The sequence below is a fragment of the Streptomyces sp. UG1 genome, assembly GCF_049974585.1.
Lineage (GTDB): Bacteria > Actinomycetota > Actinomycetes > Streptomycetales > Streptomycetaceae > Streptomyces.
In genome coordinates, this window is record NZ_JBNGGG010000001.1 from 183,919 (window position 1) to 207,602 (window position 23,684).

Genomic DNA, 23,684 nt, shown 5'->3' on the forward strand with positions numbered 1-23,684 from the left:
CAGGTCGAAGCGGGGTCAGACCAGTTGTCGCACGGACATGAGCAGATGGCGGTGCCGCACCGGACCGCCGCCCTCGCCGTCCAGTGCGCTCAGCAGGGCCCGCTGCCCCGTGCCCAGCAGCTCCAGCCGCAGCCGGGGCGCCTCGAAGGAGTTCAGCGCGTCCAGCAGATACCCCGGGTTGAAGGCCACCGTGACCTCCCGCGCGCCGCTCAGCGAGGCGGGCAGCCGCTGCGTGGCCACGTCGTCGCCGTACCCGGCCCGCAGCAGCACGGACCCGTCGCCGGAGAAGTCCATCCGCACCGGGCTGCTCGCCTCGGCCACCACGGCCACCCGCCGCACCGCCTCCGTCAGCGCCCCGCACTCCACCTCCGCGACCGCCGCCCCCGCCGTGTCGAACAGCGCCCCGTACGCCGGCAGCCGCCCGTCCAGCAGCCGCACGACACTGCGCATGCCCCCGCCCTCGAAGCCGGCCAGCCCGCCACCCGCGGCCGCGTCCAGCCCGATCCGCACCACCCCGCACCGCGCCAGCCACCGCGCGGTGTCCAGCAGCCGCCGGGCGGGCACCAGCGCCTGCACGGCACCGTCCGCGGCCGCCGCGTCCCCTTCCGGCTTCCACTCCACCCGCCGTACGGCATACCGGTACCGGTCCGAGGCCGCCAGCGTCATCGAGTCGCCGTCCAGGCGCAGTTGTACGCCGGTCAGCACCGGCAGCGTCTCGTCCCGCCCGGCCGCCACGGCCACCTGTCCCACGGCGGTCGCGAAGGCGGCGGCGTCCACGCTGCCGTACGCCGACGGCTGGGACGGCAGAGCCGGGTACTCCTCGCGCGGCAGCGTCGACATCCCGAACTCGGTGCCGCCCGCCGCCACCGTGAACCGCGTCCCCTCCAGGGCGCAGCTCACCGGCCCGTCCGGCAGCACCCGGCAGATGTCCAGCAGCCGGCGCCCCGGTACGAGCACCTCTCCGGCCGCCCCGGTCGCGGCGTCCACCTCGATGCGCGCCGCCGCCTCGAAGTCGAACCCGGAGACCGTCAGGCGCCCCGCCCCCGCCGCCAGCAGCAGGCCGCCCAGCACGGGCACCGGTGTGCGTGCGGGCAATGCCCGTCCCGCCCAGCCGACCGCCTCGGCGAAGGCGGCCCGTTCGATGCGGAAGTCCATCAGAAATCCCCCTGCTCGGTCCGGTGGTCAGTGATCGCGGAGGTTATCCGCGGCCACTGACAACCGGCCCCGACCAGGGGGAGCGTGGAGCCGGTGGCGGCTCAGGCCGCCGTCGTCAGGCGCTCGCGCCGCAGGCGGGCCGCCCGGGTGCCGAACACCGTGATCGTCACGACGCCGAGGACCGCCAGCAGTCCGACACCGACCGTGCCGGTCCAGCCGCCGGCGTGGAAGGCGACCGCGCCGAGCGTGCTGCCCGCGCTGGAGCCGACGTAGTAGGCGGACTGGTACAGCGCGGCGGCCTGGGCGCGGCCGTGGCCGGCCGTCTTGCTGACCGCCGAGGACGCCACCGCGTGGCCGGCGAAGAAGCCGCCGGTGATCAGGACCAGGCCGAGCAGGACCAGGGGGAGGGACCCGGACAGGGACATCAGCAGGCCCGTCGCGGTCGTCGCGCCCGCCGCGTACAGCGCGCCCCGGCGGCCCAGGCGGCCGACCAGGCGTCCCGCCGTGGACGCCGACACCGTGCCGACCAGGTAGACCAGGAAGATCGAGCCGATGATGCCCTGGGGGAGTGAGAACGGGGCCTGAGTCAGGCGGTAGCCGATCACCGTGTACACGCCGCCGAAGACCGTCATGAACAGCGCGCCGATCGCGTACAGGCGGCACAGCAGCGGGTTGGACAGGTGGTCGCGGACCGTGCGGGCCAGGACGCGCGGGCGCAGGGAGCCCGGCTTGAAGTGGCGCGGCGCCGGGAGCAGCAGCCGGAAGGCGAGCGCGCACGCCACCGCGAGCACGCCGATCACACCGACGGCGACCCGCCAGCCCCACTCCTGCGCGACCCAGCCGGTGATGACCCGGCCGCTCATGCCGCCGACGCTGTTGCCCGCGACGAACAGGCCGATCGCCGTGATCAGCGCCTTGGGGCGGACCTCCTCGGCCAGATACGCCGTCGCCGACGCCGGAAGTCCGGCCAGCGCCGCGCCCTGGACCGCGCGCAGCACGACCAGCGCGGTCAGGTTCGGCGCGAAGGGGACCAGGAGCCCGACCGTCACCGCGACCGCCAGCGACGCCGTCATGACCGTACGGCGTCCGAACCGCTCCGACAGCGCGCTCATCGGCAGCACGAACAGGGCGAGACCGCCGGTCGCCGCCGCCACCGTCCAGCTCGCCTCGCTCGCCGCCACCCCGAACCCGCCCGAGATCAGCGGCAGCAGGGCCTGCGTGGAGTACAGGAGCGCGAAGGTCGCGACACCGGCGAGGAAGAGGGCGAAGCTCATCCGGCGGTAGCCGGGGCCGCCCGGGGCCATGCGGGAGTCGACGACGGGGACTGCGGGTGTGGCGTCCACGGTGGTGGACGCCCCGGTACTGGCGGGAGACATGCTTCGAAGCTACGTACGACCCCGCTCATCCGTCCAATGCATGGAATCGCCATAATCGTTCCCATGGAGCATCAGCAGAGGTCACAAGGTCGCCTGTCACCATCCGGTGACACAGAAGACATGGTGATGTTGCTGGCGCCGCGCCTCGCGTACTTCGCCGGCGTCGCCCGCACCGAGCACGTCACCCGCGCCGCGCAGGAGATGCGGGTCCCGCAGTCCACGCTCTCGCGCGCCATGGTCCGCCTCGAACAGGACCTGGGCGTCGACCTGTTCGCCCGCCACGGCCGTACGGTCTCCCTGACCCCGGCCGGCCGCACCTTCCTCGGCTCCGTCGAACGCGCCCTCGCCGAGGTCGGCCGCGCCGCCGAGGAGGTCCGCGCCGACGCCGACCCGGCCACCGGCAAGGTCGCCTTCGGCTTCCTGCACACCATGGGCGCCGAGACCGTCCCCGGCCTCCTGCACGCCTTCCGCGCCGACCACCCCCGCGTCCGCTTCAGCCTCGTCCAGAACTACGGCGAGGCGATGATCGAGCGGCTGCGCGCCGGAGAGCTCGACCTGTGCCTGACCTCCCCGGTCCCGGACGCCCCCGACCTGGTCGCCCGACGCCTGGACGAACAGAAGCTCCGCCTCGTCGTCCCCGCCGACCATCGCCTCGCCTCGCGCAGGCGCGTCCGGCTGGCGGAGGCGGCCGACGAGACGTTCGTGACCCTGGAGCCCGGCTACGGCATGCGCCGTATCACCGACGACCTGTGCAAGGAGGCGGGCTTCAAGCCGCGGATCGCCTTCGAGGGGGAGGAGGCGGAGACACTGCGGGGACTGGTGGCGGCGGGTCTCGGGGTCGCCCTCCTGCCACCGCCCGCCGTACCCCGTCCCGGGGTGGTGGAACTGACGGTCACGGCCCCGAGGGCGGCCCGCGAGATCGGCGTCGCCTGGCTGGCGGACCGCCCGGACACACCTCCGGTGGCGGCGTTCAAGAAGTTCCTGCTGTCCAGGAGGGGCAACCTGCTGCCGGGCTAGGCCGCGGAGAGCCACCAGAAGGGTCCTAGGGTCTGGTCCTGTTCGGGCCGGACCGCGAACGCAGCGACTTCCCGAACCCCGCCGCCAGCGGCATCCGCAACCCCAGCGGCGGCGGAGCCGCGAACGCGTCCGCCACCGGACGGGAGAACGCCCGCCCGAACAGCACCCCCATGGCGAAGTCCTCGGCCAGGGCGAGGACTTCATCCCGGTGCTGATGCAACCCGTGCCGGTCGGAGTGCACTTCGAACCGGCACACATCCCGGTTCGCCTTCTTCGCCCGCTCCGCCAGCCGGAACGACAGCTCGGGATCGGTCCGCTCGTCGTTCGTGCCGTGCACGATCATCACCCGCCGGCCCCCGAGCTGCTTCACCGGTTCGGGCTCGGCCGCCACGTCGTCCTCCGGCAGCCAAGGGGCGATCGCCAGCACGGAGTTGACGGCCTCGTGGCCCCCCGCGCGCAGGGCAGCCCGCCCGCCCATGTCGATCCCGACGAGGCACACGGGGACGTCCCCGTAGCGCCGTACGACCTCGTCGGCGGCCCACAGCGCGTCGCTCGCCAGATTCGCCGCAGGACCGTTCCAGCCGCGATAGCGGTAGCGCACGACATGGGAGGCCAGGCCCTCCCCGCGGCCCGCCCGCGTCAGCCGGCGGCCCAGCGTCCGCACATACGACGTCGCCAACAACGCCGCCGGCTTGCGATGTGAGACCTCGTCACCTCCGGGAAGCAGCAGCACCACGCCGCTCACCGCCGTCGGCTCCGGCCCGATCGCCCTGCCCAGCCGGACCCTGCGCACCGGCGTCGCTTGCTGTGCCATGACAGAACAGTGTCAGAAGGGCGGGTGTACGCGACCCGTCCTTGGGGTCACCGTTACGTATCGACGCATTCGTACAAGCGGGGAAACAGGGTGTTCAACGGATGATCTACGCGCGTAGGCAGTACAGTGCGGAAATGACGAGCGAGACTGCCCAGAAGGCGAACACCCCGAGCTCGGACCAGATCCGCCGGGCGCCGAAGGTTCTGCTGCACGATCACCTCGACGGCGGGCTGCGCCCCGGCACGGTCGTCGAGCTCGCCCGCGACAGCGGGTACTCCCAGCTCCCCGAGACCGACCCCGGCAAGCTCGGCGCCTGGTTCCGCGACGCCGCCGACTCCGGATCCCTGGAGCGGTACCTGGAGACCTTCTCCCACACCGTCGGCGTGATGCAGACCCGCGACGCCCTTGTGCGGGTCGCCCGCGAGTGCGCCGAGGACCTCGCCGAGGACGGCGTCGTCTACGCCGAGGTGCGCTACGCGCCCGAACAGCACCTCGAAGGCGGGCTCAGCCTCGAAGAGGTCGTGGAGGCGGTGAACGAGGGCTTCCGTGAGGGCGAGGCGCTCGCGCGCGAGAACGGTCACCGGATTCGGGTGGGCGCCCTGCTCACCGCCATGCGGCACGCCGCCCGCGCGCTGGAGATCGCCGAACTCGCCAACCGCTACCGCGACCTGGGCGTCGTAGGCTTCGACATCGCGGGCGCCGAGGCCGGGCATCCGCCGACCCGGCATCTCGACGCCTTCGAGTACCTCAAGCGGGAGAACAACCACTTCACCATCCACGCGGGCGAGGGCTTCGGGCTGCCGTCCATCTGGCAGGCCCTGCAGTGGTGCGGCGCCGACCGGCTCGGGCACGGGGTGCGCATCATCGACGACATCCAGGTGCACGCCGACGGCTCCGTGAAGCTCGGGCGGCTCGCGTCCTACGTACGGGACAAGCGCATCCCGCTGGAGCTGTGCCCCAGCTCCAACCTCCAGACGGGCGCCGCCGACTCCTACGCCGCCCACCCCATCGGGCTGCTGCGCCGACTCCACTTCCGGGCGACCGTGAACACCGACAACCGGCTGATGTCCCACACGAGCATGAGCCAGGAATTCGAGCACCTTGTCGATGCATTCGGTTACACGCTCGATGACATGCAATGGTTCTCCGTCAATGCGATGAAATCATCGTTCATTCCTTTCGATGAACGGCTCGCGATGATCAATGACGTCATCAAGCCCGGATATGCCGAACTCAAGTCCGAGTGGCTGTTCCGGCAGACCGCCTCCACCAGCGGTTCTGAGGAGGGCGAGGGGTAGGTCCGGACCCCTTGGGCACACGAGGTACGGGCTCCATTCACAATGCGTCCGCATTTCGATGTTTGCGGCCGAGTGGGGGGCGTGTTTACGGTCGAGGACCGCTTACATCCCCGTAACCCGATTTCGAGATTTCGAGGACGCATTTCATGAAGCAGTCTGCTGCCAAGACCTTCGGTGTCGCCGCTCTCGGTGCCGCTTTCGCCGCCGCGGGCGCGGGTGCCGCGAACGCCGCGCCGGTCGCGCCGGACGCCGCCGCCGGTACGGCGCTGGACACCGTCAACCAGACGCTCCCCGCCGAGAACCTCTCGCAGGCGGCGCCGGGCGCCGGTGCGGCCGGTGCCGGGCTGGCCACGGGTCAGGAGGCGCTCACCACCGGGCTGTCGGCCGCGCAGCCGGCTGCCGAGCAGGCGGTGGCCGGTGGGCCGACCGGCGTGGTCGCCGGGCTGCTCGGTGGGCTGCCGGTGCAGGGGGTTGCTGAGGGGCTGCCTACTCAGGGGCTGCCGGTGCAGGGGCTGCCCGTGAACGGGGTTCCGCTCGGCTGAGTCCGGGTCAGACGTGAAGCGCCGCTGGGGCGCACTCCTTGGATTTCGTCAGGGGGTGCGTCCCAGCGGCTTTTTGTGGAGGTGGTGACTCAGAGGGGTGGTTCGGTTGGTTGGTGGTGAGGGCTTACTACCAGGCCGCGCGGGTCTTGTTCGCCTTGTCCTCCGAGGGGAGCAGGATCCACAGGGCTATGTAGAGCAGGAACTGCGGGCCCGGGAGCAGGCAGGAGAGGAGGAAGATCACGCGCATGGTCGTCGCGGAGGTGCCGAAGCGTCGTGCCAGCGCGGCGCACACTCCGCCGATCATGCGGCCGTTGGTGGGTCGGGCGAGCGCGGTCATGGTGCGGCTCCTTCGCGAGCGTCGGTCGAAGGTTCTCCCTCGTGGGGCCCTTCGAGTGGGTGCCTCATCTGACATCCACGCTACGCGGACGAACCGGGCATAGCGTCCCTCTACGGAGCTATCCCGACCCTGGGAATCGTCGGGGTCCTACCCTGAGCCGGCCCCTGGGGGGAGGCGGGGTGCTGTGCGCGCTCGGACCTGCGGCGCAGGTGCCGGCGGGCCGCAGGGACGATCGTCGCGTGGGCCAGGGCCACGCCGAGCGTGTTCAGGAGCAGGGAGTCGACGTCGACGATCTGGCCGGGGACGCCGGTCTGCAGGAGCTCTATCGCGAGGGAGATCAGGGCGGCGGCGGCGGCCGTGCGGACCAGGGAGCCGAGGGGGGAGGCGGTGAGTCTGCCGTGGGTCATCGGGATCAGTACGCCGAGGGGGGCGAGGAGTGCGAGGCCCTCCGTGATGCGGCGGGCCGCCTCTTGCCAGCCGAGGTCCAGGTCGGCTCTGATGCCGGCGAACGGTTGCAGGTTGGCCGGGGTCACCCAGGGGACGTCCAGGGGGCGCAGCGTGAGCCAGGCGACGAATGCGAGGTGTGCGAGCAGGAGGACGCCTCCCGTCGCACGGATGCGGATCGCGGCGCTGTCGCCGCCGATGGAGCCTTGACGCTGCACGACCCCCTAGACGCTTGCCCCGGTGGGATCGGTTCCGGGGTGGGTGGTTGTGGGGTGAGGTGTCTGCCACATGCCTGCGGCGGCTTGTGCGGGATCGGTGGGGGTTCGCGTCGATGCCTGCGGCGCCTGTGCGGGTTCGGGGGGGGTGCGCGTAGCGCCCAAGGGTGGGGAGTGGGTCGGGGCCGCGCCGGGGGGTGTCCGCCCTCGGTCGGGCGGTTGCCGTCGGGCAGGGAGGTGGCGTCTTTTGACGCCCGCCGCTGCGGGCGGACACCCCCCGACGCGGCCCCTTCCCGCCGTGCGCGGCTGCGGCGCCCGCTCGAAGGGCGCGGTGCGCGGTCCGTGGGGTCAGCCGTCCGTGATCTCCGTCGACGGGGGCTCGTTGCTGCCCGGTCTGGTGCGGACCTCGTCCGTGCAGTCGTAGCGGCGGGGTGGGGCGGACGTGGGGCCGCCCAGGATGACCGAGCCGTCGCCCTCCGTGGCCGAGGAGTCGGAGAAGGTGCAGACGATCTGGGCCAGGGCGAAGGACGTGAGGTCGGTGGGGGGTGTGCTCAGGCGGAGGGTTTCGTCGGGGTCGTCGCGGCGGGGGCCCATCACGTCCATGGCGCCTCGGACGTCCGTGGTGTAGCCGGCCTCCTTCTCGGCGGTCGACGGGGGTGCCTCCAGTTCGTCCAGGAGGCCCTGGGCGACCAGGAGGCGTCGGGCCGAGTCCGCCGTGCCGTCCGGTACGCGTACGGTCCTGTCCACCGCGACCAGTTGGGAGCCGCACAGCAGGAACACCTGGACCGGGAGGCCTCTCGCGGCCTGTGCCGAGACGTTCGGTTCGGACAGGGAGCAGCGCACGCGGGAGGGGGCGGGGCCGAAGTCGGTGGGGACTTCGGTGGGGCGTATGCCGCAGCCGGAGAGCAGGGCGGCGGAGAGGGCGGAGAGGGCCAGGAGGCGGTGGGTGGTCATCCTTCCTCTCCCTTGTCCGGCTCGTTGTTGGCCTCGTCCGCCGCGCGGGCCAGGTCGGAGGCGTCGCGGGGCAGGCGCAGGGTGAAGACCGCGCCGCCCTCGGAGGAGTTGGCGGCGGTGATCTCGCCGCCGTGGATGTGGGCGTTCTCCAGGGCGATGGACAGGCCCAGGCCGCTGCCCTCGGAGCGGGGGCGGGAGGCGCTGGCCTTGTAGAAGCGGTCGAAGACGTGCGGGAGTACGTCCTCGGGGATGCCCGGGCCGTGGTCGCGTACGGCGATGACGATCTCGTCGTCCGCCTCACGGACCGCGACGCGGACCGGGGAGCCGCCGTGCTTGAGGGCGTTGCCGATCAGGTTGGCCAGGATGACGTCCAGGCGGCGGGGGTCCAGCCGGGCCGTGATGCCGCGCTCGGCGTCCAGGTCGACGGCGTCCAGCCAGGCGCGGGCGTCGATGCAGGCGGTGATCTGGTCGGCGATGTCGACGTCGTCGAGGACCAGACGTGCCGTGCCCGCGTCGAAGCGGGTGACCTCCATCAGGTTCTCGACCAGGTCGTTCAGGCGGCGGGTCTCGCTCACGACCAGGCGTACGGCGGGCTCGATCATGGGGTCCATCGAGCCGGACTCCGCCTCGAGTTCCTCTTCCAGGACCTCGGTGACAGCGGTGATCGCGGTGAGCGGAGTGCGCAGTTCGTGGGACATGTCGGCCACGAAGCGGCGGGAGGCCTCGTCGCGCCCGGCCATGTCGGCGACCCGCTTCTCCAGCGCGGCGGCGGCGTTGTTGAACGTGCGGGACAGGTCGGCCAGTTCGTCCGTGCCGGAGACGCGCAGGCGGGTGTCCAGCTTGCCCTCGCCGAGGCGGCGGGCGGCGACGCCCAGGCGCTGCACCGGCTTCAGTACGGTCGTGGCGGCGGCCTGCGCGAGCAGCGCGGAGCCGATCAGGGCGAGGCCCGTGGCGATGCCGAGGGACCAGGCGAGGGAGTTGAGGTCCTTGGCTTCTTGTTCCAGGGACTTCAGCATGTAGCCGGTCGCCCCGCCGCCGCCCACCTTCGTGCCGGCGATCAGGTACGGGGTGTCGTCCTCCACGATGCGCTGCCAGTACAGGTGGTACTCGGGCTCGTTGCCGGAATCGTCCCGCTGCTTCTCGTTCACCGCCGTGCGCAGGGACTTCGGCACGTCGGCCAGGGTGAAGCCGTCCAGGCCGCCGGAACTGCCGTAGGCGGGAGAGCCGTCGGCGTCCTGGGCGACCAGCAGGACGGAGAAACGCTGGCTGCTGTTGGCCATCAGGCCCGCGGTGTGCTGCAGTTCGTCCTGGGTCGGCTCCTGGGGGAGCAGGCCCGCGCGGGTCTGCATCTCCCGCTCGAAGTCGCGCAGCACCGCGTCCTGGGTGCGCTTGAGCACCGCCTCGCGGTTGAGCCAGTAGGCGATGCCGGAGGCCGATACGGCGGCCGTGAGCGCCACGAGACCGAAGACCACGACGAGTCGAAGGCGCAGGCTGGTGAAACGCAGCCTCGACCACACTCCCTTGCGAGCCGCGACCCAGCCGCGGAAACCACCTTGCACGTCCGTCACTGAGGCGCGTCCAGGCGGTAGCCGACACCACGGACGGTACGGATCAGGGTGGGGGAGGAGGGGACGTCCTCGACCTTGGCGCGCAGCCGCTGGACACAGGCGTCGACGAGGCGGGAGTCGCCGAGGTAGTCGTGTTCCCAGACCAGGCGCAGGAGCTGCTGGCGGGACAGGGCCTGGCCGGGGCGGCGGCTCAGTTCGAGCAGCAGGCGCAGCTCGGTCGGGGTGAGCTGGAGGTCCTCGCCGTTCTTGGTCACGGTCATCGCCGCGCGGTCGATGACGAGGCTGCCGAAGGCCGCCGCGTCGTTCGACTCCCGCTCCCCGCGGCGCAGCACGGCCCGGATCCGGGCGTCGAGGACCCGGCCCTGGACGGGTTTGACGACGTAGTCGTCGGCGCCGGACTCCAGTCCGACCACGACGTCGATGTCGTCGCTGCGCGCGGTCAGCAGGATGATCGGAAGCTGGTCGGTGCGCCGGATGCGACGGCACACCTCGAACCCGTCGATGCCGGGCAGCATCACATCCAGCACGATCAGGTCCGGCCGCTGCTCACGCAGCAGTTTCAGCCCGTCCTCGCCGGTGGCAGCGGTGGCCACACGGTGTCCCTGGCGCGTCAGTGAGAGCTCCAGGGCCGTGCGGATGGCGTCGTCGTCCTCGATCAGCAACAGGGAAGGCACGGGCCTCATTCTGGCCCATGCGGGGGCGGTCTTTCGACTCCTGTACGAGCTGTAGGGGTACGTGCGCGTAGCGCTGTCCGCTGTGAGCGCGCTGTCCGGGTGCTGGGGCGGGCCTCTGACACCGGCCCCTGTGACAGGTCTGTGACAGTCGGCGGACACGGCCATGAAGGTGCCGGGGCAAGCTTTTCGGCACAGGCAAGACAGCAAGCCGACAGCAAGTCGGACGAGCAGAACACCGGGAAGTCCACGACGGGGGGCGCGAGATGAACACGCTGCACGGCACCAGCACCAGCGCAGTGATCACGCGTCTGCACGATGTGAACGGGGGCCGGGGTTCGGAGAAGTCCGGTGCCGTGAGCGGGCGGGGGTGCGCTCGCGGCGCCGGGCGTCAGCACACCGCGTACATGACGGTGGTTGACGGTTTCACGGGGGAACCGCACGGGGGAGCCGCGTACAGGGAGGACTCGGGGGAGCGGCGTCGCTCGCTGTCGGAGGCGGAGTTCACCGCCTACGTCCAGGAGCGTCGCTCCTCCCTGTACGCAACCGCCTACCACCTGACCGGTGACCGCTTCGAGGCCGAGGACCTGCTGCAGAGCGCGCTGTTCTCGACGTACAAGGCGTGGGACCGGATCACCGACAAGGCCGCCGTCGGGGGTTACCTGCGGCGGACGATGACCAACCTGCACATCAGCGCGTGGCGCCGCCGCAAGCTGAACGAGTACCCGACCGAGGAGCTGCCGGAGACGCCCGGCGACACGGACGCGATGCGCGGCACCGAGCTGCGCGCGGTCCTGTGGCAGGCGCTGGCCCGGCTGCCCGAGCTCCAGCGGACGATGCTGGTCCTGCGTTACTACGAGGGCCGCACCGACCCGGAGATCGCGGACATCCTCGACATCAGTGTCGGCACGGTGAAGTCCAGCATCTGGCGGTCGCTCCGCCGGCTGCGCGAGGACGAGGTCCTCAGCTTCGGCCGTGACGAGGAAGACGCCTTCGGGGAGCTTGTCGCCTGAAGGTCGGTCCGGGGGGACCGAAGGGGGAGCGGTAACAAGTGGGGGGACCCACGGGGGTCCGGGGGGCCAACGGGGGACCTACGGGGATCACGGGGGAACACGGGGGATGCTCCACCACGGGGGAAACGGGTGGGGCACAACGAGAGCGGGGCTGGAGGGCCGGGGGGTCCATCCAGTCCCGTTCTTCGTGCCTTCGTGTCTTCGTGTGTTCGAGGGCTGGGCCCTGTCGTTTGGATCAGGGGGCCGTCGGCGCGGTGTTCGCCGCCGGGCAGCGGCCCGCGGCGGCTGCCGTGAGGCGGCCCAGGGCCTCGTCGCGGTCGCAGGCATGGGCGCCGAGGGACGTCTGGTGGGCGATGATCGAGCGCTCCAGGCGCATCAGGCGCCAGCCGCGGCGCAGCAGGAAGGGGACCGACTTGCGGCCCTCCTTCAGATCGCGCAGGAAGCGGCGGCGGAAGGTCTTCACCGGGCCGCGGTTCAGGCAGAGCGCGTCGGCCAGTACGCCCAGTTCACGGCAGCGGTCCACGATCTCGGCCGCGAAGACGCCCTCCGCGACGAACAGCGGCGTACGGCCGATCTCGACGGTCTCCTCGCCGGTGCGGGCGCTCAGCGAGATGTCGTACGCCGGCACGTTCGTACGGCCCGTGCGGCACAGCTCGGCTATCGCCGAGACGGCCGTGTCGGCGTCCCATGAGTCGGGGTGGTCCCAGTCGATGTCGGAGCTCCCGGGGACCTGGGGCAGCGTCGGGTCGTCGCCCTCTTTGTAGAAGTCGTCGAGCCGCAGGACCGGAAGACCGGAACGGGCGGCGAGCAGGGACTTGCCGGAGCCGGAGGGGCCGCAGAGCAGCACGACTCGCGTCGGTATGGGCGGTTGGGAACTCACGGGACACCAGTGTGAGGCATCGCCGGGCCGGAGGACGACCCGGCGGGGCGCCTTTGAAGCGTGGGTCACATCTCTTCGGTTGTGGGCGGGTGGGTCAGGCCGTGCGGCCGAGATGCGTGACCATGATGCGGATCACGTTGTCGTCGATGATGTAAAAGACCCGGTAGTCGCCGACATGAAGGCGTCGTACATCAGGCGATCCGTACGGAACGGATGTTGCCGGGCGAGGCTCATAGGCCAGCTTGTCGATCGTGTCCAGGACGAGCGCGAGACCGCTCGGGTCCTCCTTCAGGAACCGCGCCGCTGAGTCCAGGGCCCTTGGTTCGAAGATGATCTCGTAGGTCACTTCTTTTCGAGCCCCAGTCGCCGGCGCACCTCGTCCATGGGGATGCCTGGCTCGAGCGTTCCCTCCGCCTTGCGGCGCTGGTAGTCCGCGAGTGCCAAGGCGTCTTCGAAGTCCTCTATAACCTGGGGTGACACGAGGAGCGCAGCCACGTGACCGTGGTCCGTGAGGGCGATGGTCTCGCGGCCGTGGGCGGCGCGGCGGACCAGGTCGCCGAGCTGGGAGCGGGCGGAACTGATGGCGATCTCAACCATGAGACAGATGGTGGCACATGATTAACGTTGTGGGCAATTCCGGTCTCGGCAGAGAGCCACGCCTCCCCCGGACGGAGGGAAGGCGCGGCTCTCCGGCTTCAGGGGCTCAGTACGACGAGCCCGACGCGCCCAGCGACCCCGTCGGGTGCCAGACCGTCTTCGTCTCCAGGAACGCCGTCATGCGGTCGGTGCCGGGAGTGGCGGCCCAGTCGTCCACAGGCTGTGGACGCACCACCCGCTTGAGGTTGTCCGCCGCGGCGATCTCCAGCTCCTTCGCCAGCACGTCGTCGGCGCCCGCGAGGTCGATCGCGTTGACGTCCTGGTGCGCGGCCAGCGGTGTCGCGATCTCCGCCGTACGGCCGGAGAGGATGTTGACGACGCCGCCGGGGAGGTCGGAGGTGGCCAGTACCTCGCCCAGGGACAGGGCGGGCAGCGGGGCCTTCTCCGACGCCACCACGATCGCCGTGTTGCCCGTGGCGATCACCGGCGCGACCACGGACACCAGGCCCAGGAACGACGACTCCTGCGGGGCCAGGACGGCCACCACGCCCGTCGGCTCGGGGGACGAGAGGTTGAAGAACGGGCCCGCGACCGGGTTGCCGCCGCCCACCACCTGGGCGATCTTGTCCGTCCAGCCCGCGTACCAGACCCAGCGGTCGATCGCCGCGTCGACCTGCGTGGCCGCCTTCGACTTCGACAGGCCCTCGGCGTCGGCGACCTCGCGGACGTACTGCTCACGGCGGCCCTCAAGCATCTCGGCGATGCGGTAGAGGATCTGGCCGCGGTTGTACGCCGTCGCGCCGGACCACCCGCCGAACGCCTTGCGCGCGGCGACCACCGCGTCACGGGCGTCCTTGCGGGAGGAGAGGGGCACGTTGGCCAGCCACTTGCCCTTGGAGTCGGTCACCTCGTACACCCGGCCGCTTTCGGAACGCGGGAACTTCCCGCCCACGTACAGCTTGTAGGTCTTGAAGACGGAGAGTCGGGTCGCGTCAGACATCGAGGTACGCCTCCAGGCCGTGGCGGCCGCCCTCGCGGCCGAAGCCCGACTCCTTGTAGCCGCCGAACGGCGAGGTCGGGTCGAACTTGTTGAACGTGTTGGACCAGACGACGCCGGCCCGGAGCTTGTTGGCGACGGCCAGGATCCGCGAGCCCTTCTCCGTCCAGATGCCCGCCGACAGGCCGTACGGCGTGTTGTTCGCCTTGGCGACGGCCTCGTCCGGCGTGCGGAAGGTGAGGACCGACAGGACCGGGCCGAAGATCTCGTCGCGGGCGATGCGGTGCGCCTGGGTGACGTTGGTGAAGAGCGTCGGGGCGAACCAGTAGCCGGCGGTCGGGATCTCGCAGGCCGGGGACCAGCGCTCGGCGCCCTCCGCCTCGCCCTGCTCGACGAGCGCGGTGATGCGGGAGAGCTGCTCTTCGGAGTTGATCGCGCCGATGTCGGTGTTCTTGTCGAGGGGGTCGCCCAGGCGGAGCGTGGAGAGCCTGCGCTTCAGCGACTCCAGCAGCTCGTCCTGGATCGACTCCTGGACCAGCAGCCGGCTGCCCGCGCAGCAGACCTGGCCCTGGTTGAAGAAGATGCCGTTCACGATGCCCTCGACGGCCTGGTCGATCGGGGCGTCGTCGAAGACGATGTTGGCGCCCTTGCCGCCGAGCTCCAGGGTGAGCTTCTTGCGGGTGCCCGCGACGGTCCGCGCGATCTCCTTGCCGACGGCCGTGGAGCCCGTGAAGGCGACCTTGTTGACGTCCGGGTGCGCGACGACCGCGGCGCCCGCGTCGCCGTAGCCGGGAAGGATGTTGACGACGCCCTTGGGCAGGCCGGCCTGGCGGCAGATGTCCGCGAAGAAGAGCGCGGAGAGCGGGGTCGTCTCGGCGGGCTTGAGGACCACCGTGTTGCCGGTCGCGAGCGCCGGGGCGATCTTCCACGCCAGCATGAGGAGGGGGAAGTTCCAGGGGATGACCTGGCCGGCGACGCCCAGCGGCTTCGGAGACGGTCCGAAGCCCGCGTAGTCCAGCTTGTCGGCCCAGCCCGCGTAGTAGAAGAAGTGCGCGGCGACCAGGGGGAGGTCGGCGTCCCTCGTCTCCTTGATCGGCTTGCCGTTGTCCAGGGTCTCCAGGACCGCGAGCTCCCGGGCCCGCTCCTGGATGATCCGGGCGATGCGGAACAGGTACTTCGCGCGCTCGGAGCCGGGCAGCGCCGACCACTTCTCGAAGGCCTTGCGGGCGGCCTTCACCGCGCGGTCCACGTCGGCCTCGCCGGCCTGGGCGACCTCGGAGAGGACCTCCTCCGAGCTGGGGCTGACCGTCTTGAACACCTTGCCGTCGGCGGCCTCGGTGAACTCGCCGTCGACGAACAGGCCGTAGGACGGGGCGATGTCGACGATCGACCGTGACTCGGGAGCGGGGGCGTATTCAAAGGCTGTCATCGTGATCAGTCCACCGTCACGTAGTCGGGGCCGGAGTAGCGGCCGGTGGCCAGCTTCTGACGCTGCATCAGCAGATCGTTCAGGAGCGAGGAGGCGCCGAAGCGGAACCAGTGGTTGTCGAGCCAGTCCTCGCCGGCGGTCTCGTTGACCAGCACGAGAAACTTGATCGCGTCCTTGGAGGTACGGATCCCGCCGGCCGGCTTCACACCGACCTGGATGCCGGTCTGGGTACGGAAGTCCCGCACCGCTTCCAGCATAAGAAGGGTGTTCGCCGGGGTGGCGTTCACGGCGACCTTGCCGGTGGACGTCTTGATGAAGTCGGCGCCGCCCAGCATGCCGAGCCAGCTCGCCCGCCGGATGTTGTCGTACGTCGACAGCTCGCCGGTCTCGAAGATGACCTTGAGACGGGCCGCCCCGCAGGCCTCCTTCACGGCGACGATCTCGTCGTACACCTTCATGTAGTTCCCGGCGAGGAACGCGCCCCGGTCGATGACCATGTCGATCTCGTCGGCACCGGCGGCGACGGCCTCACGGACGTCCGCCAGCTTCACCCCCAGGGGCGCGCGGCCCGCGGGAAAGGCGGTGGCGACCGAGGCGACCTTCACGGTCGACCCGGCGACGGCCTCCTTGGCGGTGGCCACCATGTCGGGGTACACACAGACGGCCGCGGTCGCCGGAGTCGTACGGTCGGTGGGGTCGGGGTGCACCGCCTTGGCGCCGAGCGCCCGGACCTTGCCCGGGGTGTCCGCGCCTTCCAGCGTCGTCAGGTCGACCATCGAGATGGCGAGGTCGATGGCGTACGCCTTGGCGGTCGTCTTGATGGAACGGGTACCGAGGGACGTGGCGCGCGCCTCCAGACCGACCGCGTCGACGCCGGGCAGCCCGTGGAGGAAACGGCGCAGCGTGCTGTCGGACGCGGTGACGTCCGGGAGTGCGTGAGCTGCGGCAGATGCATTGGTGGGCATGGTCACCAGACGAGCATATCTACGCGCGTAGCGGCTGTACACCCCGAAGAGGCGGATCTGTGAAACGCCGGGTGGTCGCACGCCCCAGGGGCGCGGGGCTGTATCGATATGCGGCTCCGCCGCGTGGGCGCGACCAGCCACAGACAACCCGCACTCGCCCACGAACAAGTACTCCCACGGCGATCAGGTGCCCGGCCAAGCGCCGCAGGCATGCGGCAGAATCGGGCGCATGACGACGCCGCACCAGCCCCCCAGCCCCGACCCCGCGACGAAGGACCGGGTCTACCGCTCACCCATGGGCATCGTCGGCGGCGTCGCACTGCTCGGCATCGTGCTCTGGCTGGGCATCGACGCACTCGTACGCGGCGAGGGCCGCACCCAGTGGCTCGCCCTCGCGGCGATGATCCTCATCGTGCCGCTGGTGTCCGCCTTCACCGTGCGCCCGGCGGTGTACGCCAACGAAGAGCGGCTCCGCATCCGCAACCCGCTCCGCGTGATCGTGCTGCCCTGGGGGGAGATCGCCTCGCTGCGGTCCGGCTACTCCAACGAGGTCGTCACCAAGGCCGGCACCAAGTTCCAGCTCTGGGCCGTCCCGGTCTCGCTGCGGGCCCGCAAGAAGGCGGCGCGGCGCACGGCCCGGGCCGCGGCGGGAGGTGAGCGTCGCGGGCCCGGCGGACCGGCGTTCGGCGGGCTCGGGTTCGGCGCGCCGCGCGGGGACGTCGACGCGGACGGGCCGCTGCGGGCCGAGACCGACAAGATCATGGACGACCTGCGGGAACTGCTGGAGCACCGGGAACAGGCGGAGTCCGCACAGGGCGAGGTGACCGTCCGCTGGGCCTACGAGGTGGCGGGGCCGATCGTCGCGGGCGCCGTGCTGCTGGCGATCCTGCTGGCGATGGGCTGAGCGGCCCGCACGTCGGCCGCCGTGCCGAAAACGCCCGAAGGGGTGCCCCCGGATGGGGGCACCCCTTCGGAACGGTCAGGGAGTCGTCGTACGGCTCAGATGCCCGCCGCCGTCGACAGGTCCTGCTTGATCGCCGCCAGCAGGTCGGCCGCCCGGGCGCGGGCTGCGGGCAGTTCGGCGTGGGAGCCGACCGGGACGACGACCTCCAGGTAGCACTTCAGCTTGGGCTCCGTGCCGCTGGGGCGGACGATCACGCGGGCGCCGTCCAGGGTGTAGCGCAGGCCGTCGGTGGGCGGGAGGGTGGCCGTGCCCCGGGTGAGGTCCTCGGCGCGGGTGATGGCCAGGCCGGCGAGCTCGGTCGGCGGCTGCTCGCGCAGCCGGCGCATGGCGTCGGCGATGACCGACAGGTCCTGGACGCGGACCGAGAGCTGGTCGGTGGCGTGCAGGCCGTGCTCCACGGCGAGGTCGTCGAGGAGGTCGAGGAGCGTGCGGCCCTCGGCCTTGAGCACCGACGCCAGCTCGGTGATCAGCAGGGCGGCGGTGATGCCGTCCTTGTCGCGCACGCCCTCGGGGTCGACGCAGTAGCCGAGGGCCTCCTCGTAGCCGTAGCGCAGGCCCTCCACGCGGGCGATCCACTTGAAGCCGGTGAGGGTCTCCTCGTACGGCAGGTTCGCCTTCTCGGCGATCCGGCCGAGGAGGGAGGAGGAGACGATCGACTCGGCGAAGGTGCCCTGTGCTCCCCGGTCGACGAGATGCGCGGCGAGCAGCGCGCCCACCTCGTCGCCGCGCAGCATCCGCCACTCCTCGCCGTCCTTGACGGCCACGGCGCAGCGGTCGGCGTCCGGGTCGTTGGCGATGACCAGGTCGGGGTCGGTCTCGCGGGCCTCGGCGAAGGCCAGGTCCATCGCGCCGGGCTCTTCCGGGTTGGGGAAGGCGACGGTGGGGAACTCCGGGTCCGGGTCGGCCTGCTCGGCGACCAGGGCGGGGGCGGGGAAGCCCGCGCGGGCGAAGGCGGCGAGCAGGACGTCCTTGCCGACGCCGTGCATCGCCGTGTAGACCGTGCGGGCGGTGCGGGGCGAGTCGGGGGCGAGGACCGCGTCCGTGCGGGCGAGGTAGGCCTCAAGGACGCTGTCGTCCAGGGTCTGCCAGCCCTCGGTGGGGCGGGGGACGACCGTGAGGGACGGGACCGCGGCGATCTCCTGCGCGATGTCGATGTCCGCGGGCGGGACGATCTGGGAGCCGTCGCCCAGGTACACCTTGTAGCCGTTGTCGCGGGGCGGGTTGTGGCTGGCGGTGACCTCCACGCCGGCCACCGCGCCGAGGTGCCTTATGGCGTACGCCAGGACCGGGGTGGGCAGGGGGCGCGGGAGTACGGCGGCGCGCAGGCCGGCGCCGGTCATGACGGCGGCCGTGTCCCGCGCGAAGTCCTCCGACTTGTGGCGGGCGTCGTAGCCGATGACGACGAGGCCGTTGTCGTGGCCCTGCTTCTTGAGGTAGGCGGCGAGGCCGGCGGCGGCGCGGATGACGACGCTGCGGTTCATCCGCATGGGCCCGGCGCCGAGTTCCCCTCGCAGGCCCGCGGTGCCGAACTGGAGGGTGCCGCTGAAGCGGGCGGCGAGCTCTTCGACGTCCGCGGCTTCGATGAGCTTGGCGAGCTCGTCGCGGGTGTCCGGGTCGGGGTCCTCGGCGAGCCATGCCCGGGCGCGGGCGATGAGATCGTCGTGCACGTCGGTCAACCTCTCGTTTTGTGTCGTTCGGAGCGGGGAGGGTGTTTGAGTTTTTTCGCCCCCGCCGCCCCTACCCGTCCCATCCCAGGGGCGCTGCCCCTTCGACCCCGCCAGGGGGCTCTGCCCCCTGGACCCCCGCTCCTCAAACGCCGGAGGGGCTGCATTTTCCCCTGCTCCTCGAACGGCGGAGGGGGATTCTCAGCCCGTCCGGCGTTTGAGGACGAGGCCCGTTCAGGGCCGAAGCGGGGGTCTGGGGGCGGCAGCCCCCAGGGATGGGACGGGTAGGGGCGGCGGGGGCGAGAAAACGCCTACAGACGCCCCAGCACCTGCGCCAGCAGCGAGCCCATCCGCGTCGCGCTGTCACGACCGGCCTGGAGGACCTCCTCGTGGTTGAGGGGCTCGCCCGTCATGCCGGCCGCGAGGTTGGTCACCAGGGAGATGCCCAGAACCTCGGCGCCCGCCTCACGCGCAGCGATCGCCTCCAGCACCGTCGACATGCCCACCAGATCGGCACCGATCACCCGCGCCATCCGGATCTCGGCCGGCGTCTCGTAGTGCGGGCCGGGGAACTGGGCGTAGACGCCCTCCTCCAGCGTGGGGTCGATCTCCTTGCACAGGGCCCGCAGCCGCGGCGAGTACAGGTCCGTCAGGTCGACGAAGTTCGCGCCGACGATCGGGGACGTCGCCGTGAGGTTGATGTGGTCGCTGATCAGGACCGGCTGGCCGGGGCGCATGCCCTCGCGCAGACCGCCGCAGCCGTTGGTGAGCACCACGGTCTTGCAGCCCGCCGCCACGGCGGTGCGCACGCCGTGCGCCACGGCGGCGACGCCACGGCCCTCGTAGTAGTGGGTGCGGCCGAGGAAGACCAGGGCGCGCCGGTTGCCGATCCGGTAGGAGCGGATCTTGCCGCCGTGCCCTTCCACCGCCGGCGGGGGGAACCCGGGCAGCTCGGTGACCTGGAACTCGGCCTCGGGTGCGCCGAGGGCGTCCACGGCCGGAGCCCAGCCGGAGCCCATCACGAGGGCGACGTCGTGGGTCTCGGCGCCCGTGAGTTCGCGCAGGCGCGCGGCGGCGGCGTCGGCGGCGGCGTGCGGGTCGCCCTGGATGTCGTCCGGAAGAAGAGATGCGTTCACGCGACTGAGGGTAGCCGGTTTGGGCCTACGCGCGTAGATGACGGAGCTCACGGGATGGCGATCGTTGTCTTGTCGTTTCCGACGAAGCCTGCGCCGAGCGGGCGGTCACTCGTCGGTGATGACGATGTCCTTGTCGTTGAAGACCTCGACGATGAAGACCAGCAGTCGCCCCAGGCTGATCGAGTACTCCACCAGGATGTTCTGCGTGAGCCGGACCGTACGGTCGTCTCCGGTGGCACTTATGGCGCGGGACGCGGGAAGGAAGGGGTCCCGCGCCAAAACGGCGATCCCCTTGTCGAAGGAGCTGCGCTGGCGGTCGTCGAGCCGGTCACGTGCCGTCGCGGCCTGCTCGGTGTAGTAGACCTGGTAGGTGCGCCGCTCCTCGCTCATGGAATTCTCCCGTTCGTGGTGTCGATCCTTGCCAAGCCTAGAGGTCAGGCCCCTTCAGCAAGGCCGCTTGCGCAGCTCCATCACATAATCGTGTGGCGCCCCCGCCGATTCCGCCGCATCGGCGATCTCCCCGAGGTAGCGGGCCGCCGGCAGACCGCCCTCGTAGGCGTTCAGGACGTACGTCCACGCCGGCTCCTCGCCCTCCAGCGTGTGCACGCGGACGCGGAGCCGGCGGTAGATGCCCAGGCCCACGCCCTCCCAGCGGTCCAGGGAGTCCGCGTCCATGGGCGCGATGTCGTAGAGCGCGACGAAGACCTGCTCCCCCGGCTCCTCGACGAGCGTCGCCAGCGCGCCGTCCCAGCCGAGCTGTTCGCCCCCGAACGTCAGCCGCCATCCGTTCAGCCAGCCGGTGGCGCGCAGCGGCGAGTGCGGGGCGCGGCGGGTCATCAGCCGCGCGTCGAGATTGCCGGCGTACGCGGCGTAGAGCGACATGGGGAGAGGGTACGGCAGGTGCATCCCGTGCCCCTGTCGTAACGGTGGTGTCTCGGGCGGGCCCCCAGGCGGTCGCATGGTGCGGCGTGCGGGACAATGGAGTACGTGACTCGGATCGTGATCATCGGTGGCGGACCCGGCGGATACGAAGCGGCGCTGGTCGCCGCGCAACTCGGCGCGGAGGTGACCGTCGTCGACTGCGACGGCCTCGGCGGGGCGTCGGTGCTCACCGACTGCGTGCCGTCGAAGACCCTCATCGCCACGGCCGAGGTGATGACCACCTTCGACTCCTCCTACGAGGAGCTGGGGATCATCGTCGCCGACGACACCCCGCACATCGACACGCCCGCGCGCGTCGTGGGCGTCGATCTGGGCAAGGTCAACCGGCGTGTCAAGCGGCTCGCGCTCGCGCAGTCCCACGACATCACCGCCTCCGTCACGCGGGCCGGCGCGCGCGTGATGCGCGGGCGCGGCCGGCTGGAGGGCATGCAGGCCCTCGACGGCTCCCGCAAGGTCGTGGTGCGGGCCGCGGACGGGACCGAGGAGACGCTCGTCGCGGATGCGGTGCTGATCGCCACCGGCGGGCATCCCCGTGAGCTGCCCGACGCCCAGCCCGACGGCGAGCGCATCCTGAACTGGACCCAGGTCTACGACCTCACCGAGCTGCCCGAGGAGCTCATCGTGGTCGGGTCCGGTGTCACCGGTGCCGAGTTCGCCGGCGCCTATCAGGCGCTCGGGTCGCGGGTCACCCTCGTCTCGTCGCGCGATCGCGTGCTGCCCGGCGAGGACCCGGACGCCGCGGCCGTCCTGGAGGACGTCTTCCGGCGCCGCGGCATGAACGTCATGGCCCGCTCGCGCGCCGCCGCCGCCAAGCGGGTCGGCGACCGGGTCGAGGTCACCCTCGCCGACGGACGGGTCATCAGCGGCAGCCACTGCCTCATGGCCGTCGGCGCCATCCCGAACTCCGAGGGCATGGGCCTGGAGGAGGCCGGCGTCAAGCTGCGCGAGTCCGGGCACATCTGGACCGACAAGGTGTCGAGGACCACGGCTCCCGGGGTGTACGCGGCCGGTGACGTGACCGGTGTCTTCGCCCTCGCCTCGGTCGCGGCGATGCAGGGACGTATCGCCATGTACCACTTCCTGGGCGACGCGGTGGCCCCGCTGAACCTGAAGACCGTGTCGTCCAACGTCTTCACCGACCCCGAGATCGCCACCGTCGGCTACACCCAGGCGGACGTGGACGGGGGCAAGATCGACGCCCGGGTCGTCAAGCTGCCGTTGCTGCGCAACCCGCGCGCGAAGATGCAGGGCATCCGGGACGGCTTCGTCAAGATCTTCTGCCGGCCGGGTACGGGCATCGTGGTCGGCGGCGTGGTCGTCTCGCCGCGCGCCTCGGAACTGATCCACCCGATCTCGATCGCGGTCGACAACAATCTGACGGTCGAACAGATCGCGAACGCCTTCACCGTGTACCCCTCCCTTTCGGGCTCGATCGCCGAGGTGGCACGCCAGCTCCACACCCGGAAGACCGGCGGCGAGTTCTGACGGCCGGATCCGACTCCCCGCTGGTCACGGGGAGTTGTCGAGCATGCGTACGGCATAGGCGGCGGGCCTAGGCTCTATACCACTTCTTGCCCTGGCGTGCGAACAACTTCTGTTATTCGGCGCAAACTGCTGAAACCAGACGGTCGTTGGGGTTACTGTCAGTTTCGTGTTCGCTGCAGAACGTCGTCAATTGATCCTCGAAATGGTGCGAGCGAACGGGGCCGTGTCGCTCCGTGAGCTCGCCCGCGTCGTCCAGACCTCCGAAGTGACCGTACGGCGGGACGTGCGCGCGCTGGAGGCAGAAGGACTCCTCGACCGCCGGCATGGCGGTGCGGTATTGCCGGGCGGGTTCACGCGGGAGTCCGGCTTTCCGCAGAAGTCACATCTCGCGACCGCCGAGAAGACGGCCATCGCCGACCTCGCCGCGAACTTCGTGGAGGAGGGCGAGGCGATCGTCGTCGGGGCGGGAACCACCACGCAGGAGCTGGCCCGGCGGCTCGCCCGGGTGCCCGGGCTGACCGTCGTCACGAACTCGCTGTTGGTGGCGCAGGCCTTGGCCCATGCCAACCGGGTCGAGGTCGTGATGACCGGCGGGACGCTGCGCGGGTCGAACTATGCGCTGGTGGGCAGCGGCGCCGAGCAGTCCCTGCAAGGGCTGCGGGTGTCCCGGGCCTTCCTCTCCGGGAGCGGGCTCACCGCCGAGCGCGGCCTGTCCACGTCCAACATGCTCTCCGCGTCCGTCGACCGGGCGCTGGTGCAGGCGGCCTCCGAGGTCGTCGTCCTCGCCGACCATACGAAGCTCGGCACGGACACCATGTTCCAGACGGTGCCCACGGACGTCATCACACGGCTGGTCACCGACGAACCGCCCGCCCACGACGACCGCGCCCACACCGAGTTGCAGGCCCTTGCCGATCAGGGGGTGCAGATCGCTGTGGCCGGAGCGACGGGGGCGGGCGGTTCGTCGGGGGGTGACGAGGTCCCTGCGCGACGTCAACGGGCCCTGCCAAGTCCGCGGCGCGGGCAGACGCCGGGGGGTGGGGCGGGGTTGCGTTCCGCTGCCGCGACGGTGCTGGGTGAGCAAGGGGCCGAGCGGGAGCGGGCGCGAGTTGCGGATCTGCGGCGGCGTTAGGGTCGCCTATTCGCCGTACGGGTCTTGGTTGTTGGGCGGCTGCCGGTCGTTTGTGGCTGGTCGCGCCCACGCGGCGGAGCCGCAAATCG

General features: G+C 71.2%; 24 protein-coding genes and 1 pseudogene. 7 read left to right on the forward strand and 18 right to left on the reverse strand.

The genetic code is table 11. From position 1 onward, the window contains the following. Positions 1-15: 15 nt before the first annotated feature. Together dnaN and ACP4J3_RS00835 are read right to left on the reverse strand one after the other, a co-directional pair. A complete protein-coding gene (gene dnaN, locus ACP4J3_RS00830) occupies positions 16-1,155 on the reverse strand; it encodes a DNA polymerase III subunit beta (protein WP_426529217.1) in 1,140 nt (379 codons plus the stop codon). A gap of 101 nt (positions 1,156-1,256) precedes the next feature. Continuing rightward, positions 1,257-2,531 carry an MFS transporter gene (locus tag ACP4J3_RS00835; protein ID WP_426529219.1) on the reverse strand — a complete coding sequence of 425 codons (1,275 nt, stop codon included), beginning with the start codon at positions 2,529-2,531 and terminating at the stop codon, positions 1,257-1,259. Between the two features lie 63 nt (positions 2,532-2,594). Between ACP4J3_RS00835 and ACP4J3_RS00840 the strand changes: the two genes are divergently transcribed. Then, complete coding sequence (locus tag ACP4J3_RS00840) at positions 2,595-3,548, forward strand: LysR family transcriptional regulator (protein ID WP_426529221.1); 954 nt, start codon at positions 2,595-2,597, stop codon at positions 3,546-3,548. Between the two features lie 25 nt (positions 3,549-3,573). Here the strand turns inward: ACP4J3_RS00840 and ACP4J3_RS00845 are convergent, their stop codons facing one another. Beyond that, complete coding sequence (locus ACP4J3_RS00845) at positions 3,574-4,362, reverse strand: alpha/beta hydrolase (RefSeq protein ID WP_426529223.1); 789 nt, start codon at positions 4,360-4,362, stop codon at positions 3,574-3,576. A gap of 134 nt (positions 4,363-4,496) precedes the next feature. Between ACP4J3_RS00845 and ACP4J3_RS00850 the strand changes: the two genes are divergently transcribed. Next, complete coding sequence (locus ACP4J3_RS00850; protein WP_426529225.1) at positions 4,497-5,660, forward strand: adenosine deaminase; 1,164 nt, start codon at positions 4,497-4,499, stop codon at positions 5,658-5,660. Positions 5,661-5,806: 146 nt separating this feature from the next. Continuing rightward, positions 5,807-6,202, forward strand: coding sequence for an ATP-binding protein (locus ACP4J3_RS00855; protein WP_426529227.1), 396 nt, complete (start codon positions 5,807-5,809; stop codon positions 6,200-6,202). Positions 6,203-6,329: 127 nt separating this feature from the next. On the opposite strand, the gene ACP4J3_RS00860 is transcribed toward ACP4J3_RS00855, so the two are convergent. From ACP4J3_RS00860 to afsQ1, 5 genes are all read right to left on the reverse strand, one after another. Next, the gene (locus ACP4J3_RS00860) at positions 6,330-6,539 is read right to left on the reverse strand and encodes a PspC domain-containing protein (RefSeq protein ID WP_426529229.1); all 210 of its coding nucleotides are present in this window, start codon (positions 6,537-6,539) and stop codon (positions 6,330-6,332) included. 110 nt (positions 6,540-6,649) lie between these two features. Then, positions 6,650-7,201: a VanZ family protein gene (locus tag ACP4J3_RS00865; protein ID WP_426529231.1), complete on the reverse strand. Its 552-nt coding sequence runs from the start codon at positions 7,199-7,201 to the stop codon at positions 6,650-6,652. Between the two features lie 345 nt (positions 7,202-7,546). Then, positions 7,547-8,152, reverse strand: coding sequence for a hypothetical protein (locus tag ACP4J3_RS00870; protein WP_426529233.1), 606 nt, complete (start codon positions 8,150-8,152; stop codon positions 7,547-7,549). After that, on the reverse strand, positions 8,149-9,720 hold the full coding sequence (locus ACP4J3_RS00875) for an ATP-binding protein (protein ID WP_426529235.1): 1,572 nt from the start codon (positions 9,718-9,720) through the stop codon (positions 8,149-8,151). Before ACP4J3_RS00875 ends, ACP4J3_RS00870 begins: the two co-directional genes overlap by 4 nt. Further along, positions 9,717-10,394, reverse strand: a complete 678-nt coding sequence (afsQ1, locus tag ACP4J3_RS00880) for a two-component system response regulator AfsQ1 (protein ID WP_041819431.1) — start codon at positions 10,392-10,394, stop codon at positions 9,717-9,719. Before afsQ1 ends, ACP4J3_RS00875 begins: the two co-directional genes overlap by 4 nt. Positions 10,395-10,657: 263 nt before the next feature. On the opposite strand from afsQ1, the gene ACP4J3_RS00885 reads away from it, so the two are divergent. Then, complete coding sequence (locus ACP4J3_RS00885; protein WP_426529238.1) at positions 10,658-11,404, forward strand: SigE family RNA polymerase sigma factor; 747 nt, start codon at positions 10,658-10,660, stop codon at positions 11,402-11,404. 235 nt (positions 11,405-11,639) lie between these two features. On the opposite strand, the gene ACP4J3_RS00890 is transcribed toward ACP4J3_RS00885, so the two are convergent. The 6 genes from ACP4J3_RS00890 to deoC all read right to left on the reverse strand — a co-directional run bounded on the left by ACP4J3_RS00890 (position 11,640) and on the right by deoC (position 16,278). Further along, positions 11,640-12,353: a uridine kinase family protein gene (locus ACP4J3_RS00890; protein ID WP_426529240.1), complete on the reverse strand. Its 714-nt coding sequence runs from the start codon at positions 12,351-12,353 to the stop codon at positions 11,640-11,642. Positions 12,354-12,378: 25 nt separating this feature from the next. Then, complete coding sequence (locus tag ACP4J3_RS00895) at positions 12,379-12,630, reverse strand: type II toxin-antitoxin system RelE family toxin (RefSeq protein ID WP_426529242.1); 252 nt, start codon at positions 12,628-12,630, stop codon at positions 12,379-12,381. Further along, a complete protein-coding gene (locus ACP4J3_RS00900; protein ID WP_426529244.1) occupies positions 12,627-12,881 on the reverse strand; it encodes a type II toxin-antitoxin system Phd/YefM family antitoxin in 255 nt (84 codons plus the stop codon). Before ACP4J3_RS00900 ends, ACP4J3_RS00895 begins: the two co-directional genes overlap by 4 nt. A gap of 106 nt (positions 12,882-12,987) precedes the next feature. Then, positions 12,988-13,881 carry an aldehyde dehydrogenase family protein gene (locus ACP4J3_RS00905; RefSeq protein WP_426529246.1) on the reverse strand — a complete coding sequence of 298 codons (894 nt, stop codon included), beginning with the start codon at positions 13,879-13,881 and terminating at the stop codon, positions 12,988-12,990. Beyond that, positions 13,874-15,307: an aldehyde dehydrogenase family protein gene (locus ACP4J3_RS00910; RefSeq protein WP_426529248.1), complete on the reverse strand. Its 1,434-nt coding sequence runs from the start codon at positions 15,305-15,307 to the stop codon at positions 13,874-13,876. The genes ACP4J3_RS00905 and ACP4J3_RS00910 overlap by 8 nt, the downstream gene beginning before the upstream one ends. A 5-nt stretch (positions 15,308-15,312) precedes the next feature. Then, positions 15,313-16,278: a deoxyribose-phosphate aldolase gene (deoC, locus tag ACP4J3_RS00915; protein ID WP_426529250.1), complete on the reverse strand. Its 966-nt coding sequence runs from the start codon at positions 16,276-16,278 to the stop codon at positions 15,313-15,315. Positions 16,279-16,501: 223 nt separating this feature from the next. Here deoC and ACP4J3_RS00920 point away from each other — a divergent pair, with 223 nt between their 5' ends. Then, a complete protein-coding gene (locus ACP4J3_RS00920) occupies positions 16,502-17,176 on the forward strand; it encodes a PH domain-containing protein (protein ID WP_426529252.1) in 675 nt (224 codons plus the stop codon). Between the two features lie 95 nt (positions 17,177-17,271). Here ACP4J3_RS00920 and ACP4J3_RS00925 read toward each other — a convergent pair whose 3' ends face one another. The 4 genes from ACP4J3_RS00925 to ACP4J3_RS00940 form a co-directional block, all read right to left on the reverse strand. Beyond that, on the reverse strand, positions 17,272-18,903 hold the full coding sequence (locus ACP4J3_RS00925; protein ID WP_426529254.1) for a phospho-sugar mutase: 1,632 nt from the start codon (positions 18,901-18,903) through the stop codon (positions 17,272-17,274). Between the two features lie 308 nt (positions 18,904-19,211). Then, positions 19,212-20,036: a purine-nucleoside phosphorylase gene (locus ACP4J3_RS00930; protein ID WP_426529256.1), complete on the reverse strand. Its 825-nt coding sequence runs from the start codon at positions 20,034-20,036 to the stop codon at positions 19,212-19,214. Between the two features lie 105 nt (positions 20,037-20,141). Then, complete coding sequence (locus ACP4J3_RS00935) at positions 20,142-20,426, reverse strand: hypothetical protein (RefSeq protein ID WP_426529258.1); 285 nt, start codon at positions 20,424-20,426, stop codon at positions 20,142-20,144. 54 nt (positions 20,427-20,480) lie between these two features. Continuing rightward, positions 20,481-20,918: a gamma-glutamylcyclotransferase gene (locus ACP4J3_RS00940; RefSeq protein WP_426529260.1), complete on the reverse strand. Its 438-nt coding sequence runs from the start codon at positions 20,916-20,918 to the stop codon at positions 20,481-20,483. A gap of 84 nt (positions 20,919-21,002) precedes the next feature. Between ACP4J3_RS00940 and ACP4J3_RS00945 the strand changes: the two are divergent. Together ACP4J3_RS00945 and ACP4J3_RS00950 are read left to right on the forward strand one after the other, a co-directional pair. After that, positions 21,003-22,463 (forward strand): annotated as a pseudogene (locus ACP4J3_RS00945) (NAD(P)H-quinone dehydrogenase); the annotation flags it as partial. Positions 22,464-22,629: 166 nt separating this feature from the next. Continuing rightward, positions 22,630-23,595 carry a DeoR/GlpR family DNA-binding transcription regulator gene (locus ACP4J3_RS00950; protein ID WP_426529262.1) on the forward strand — a complete coding sequence of 322 codons (966 nt, stop codon included), beginning with the start codon at positions 22,630-22,632 and terminating at the stop codon, positions 23,593-23,595. The last annotated feature ends 89 nt before the right edge of the window (positions 23,596-23,684 follow it).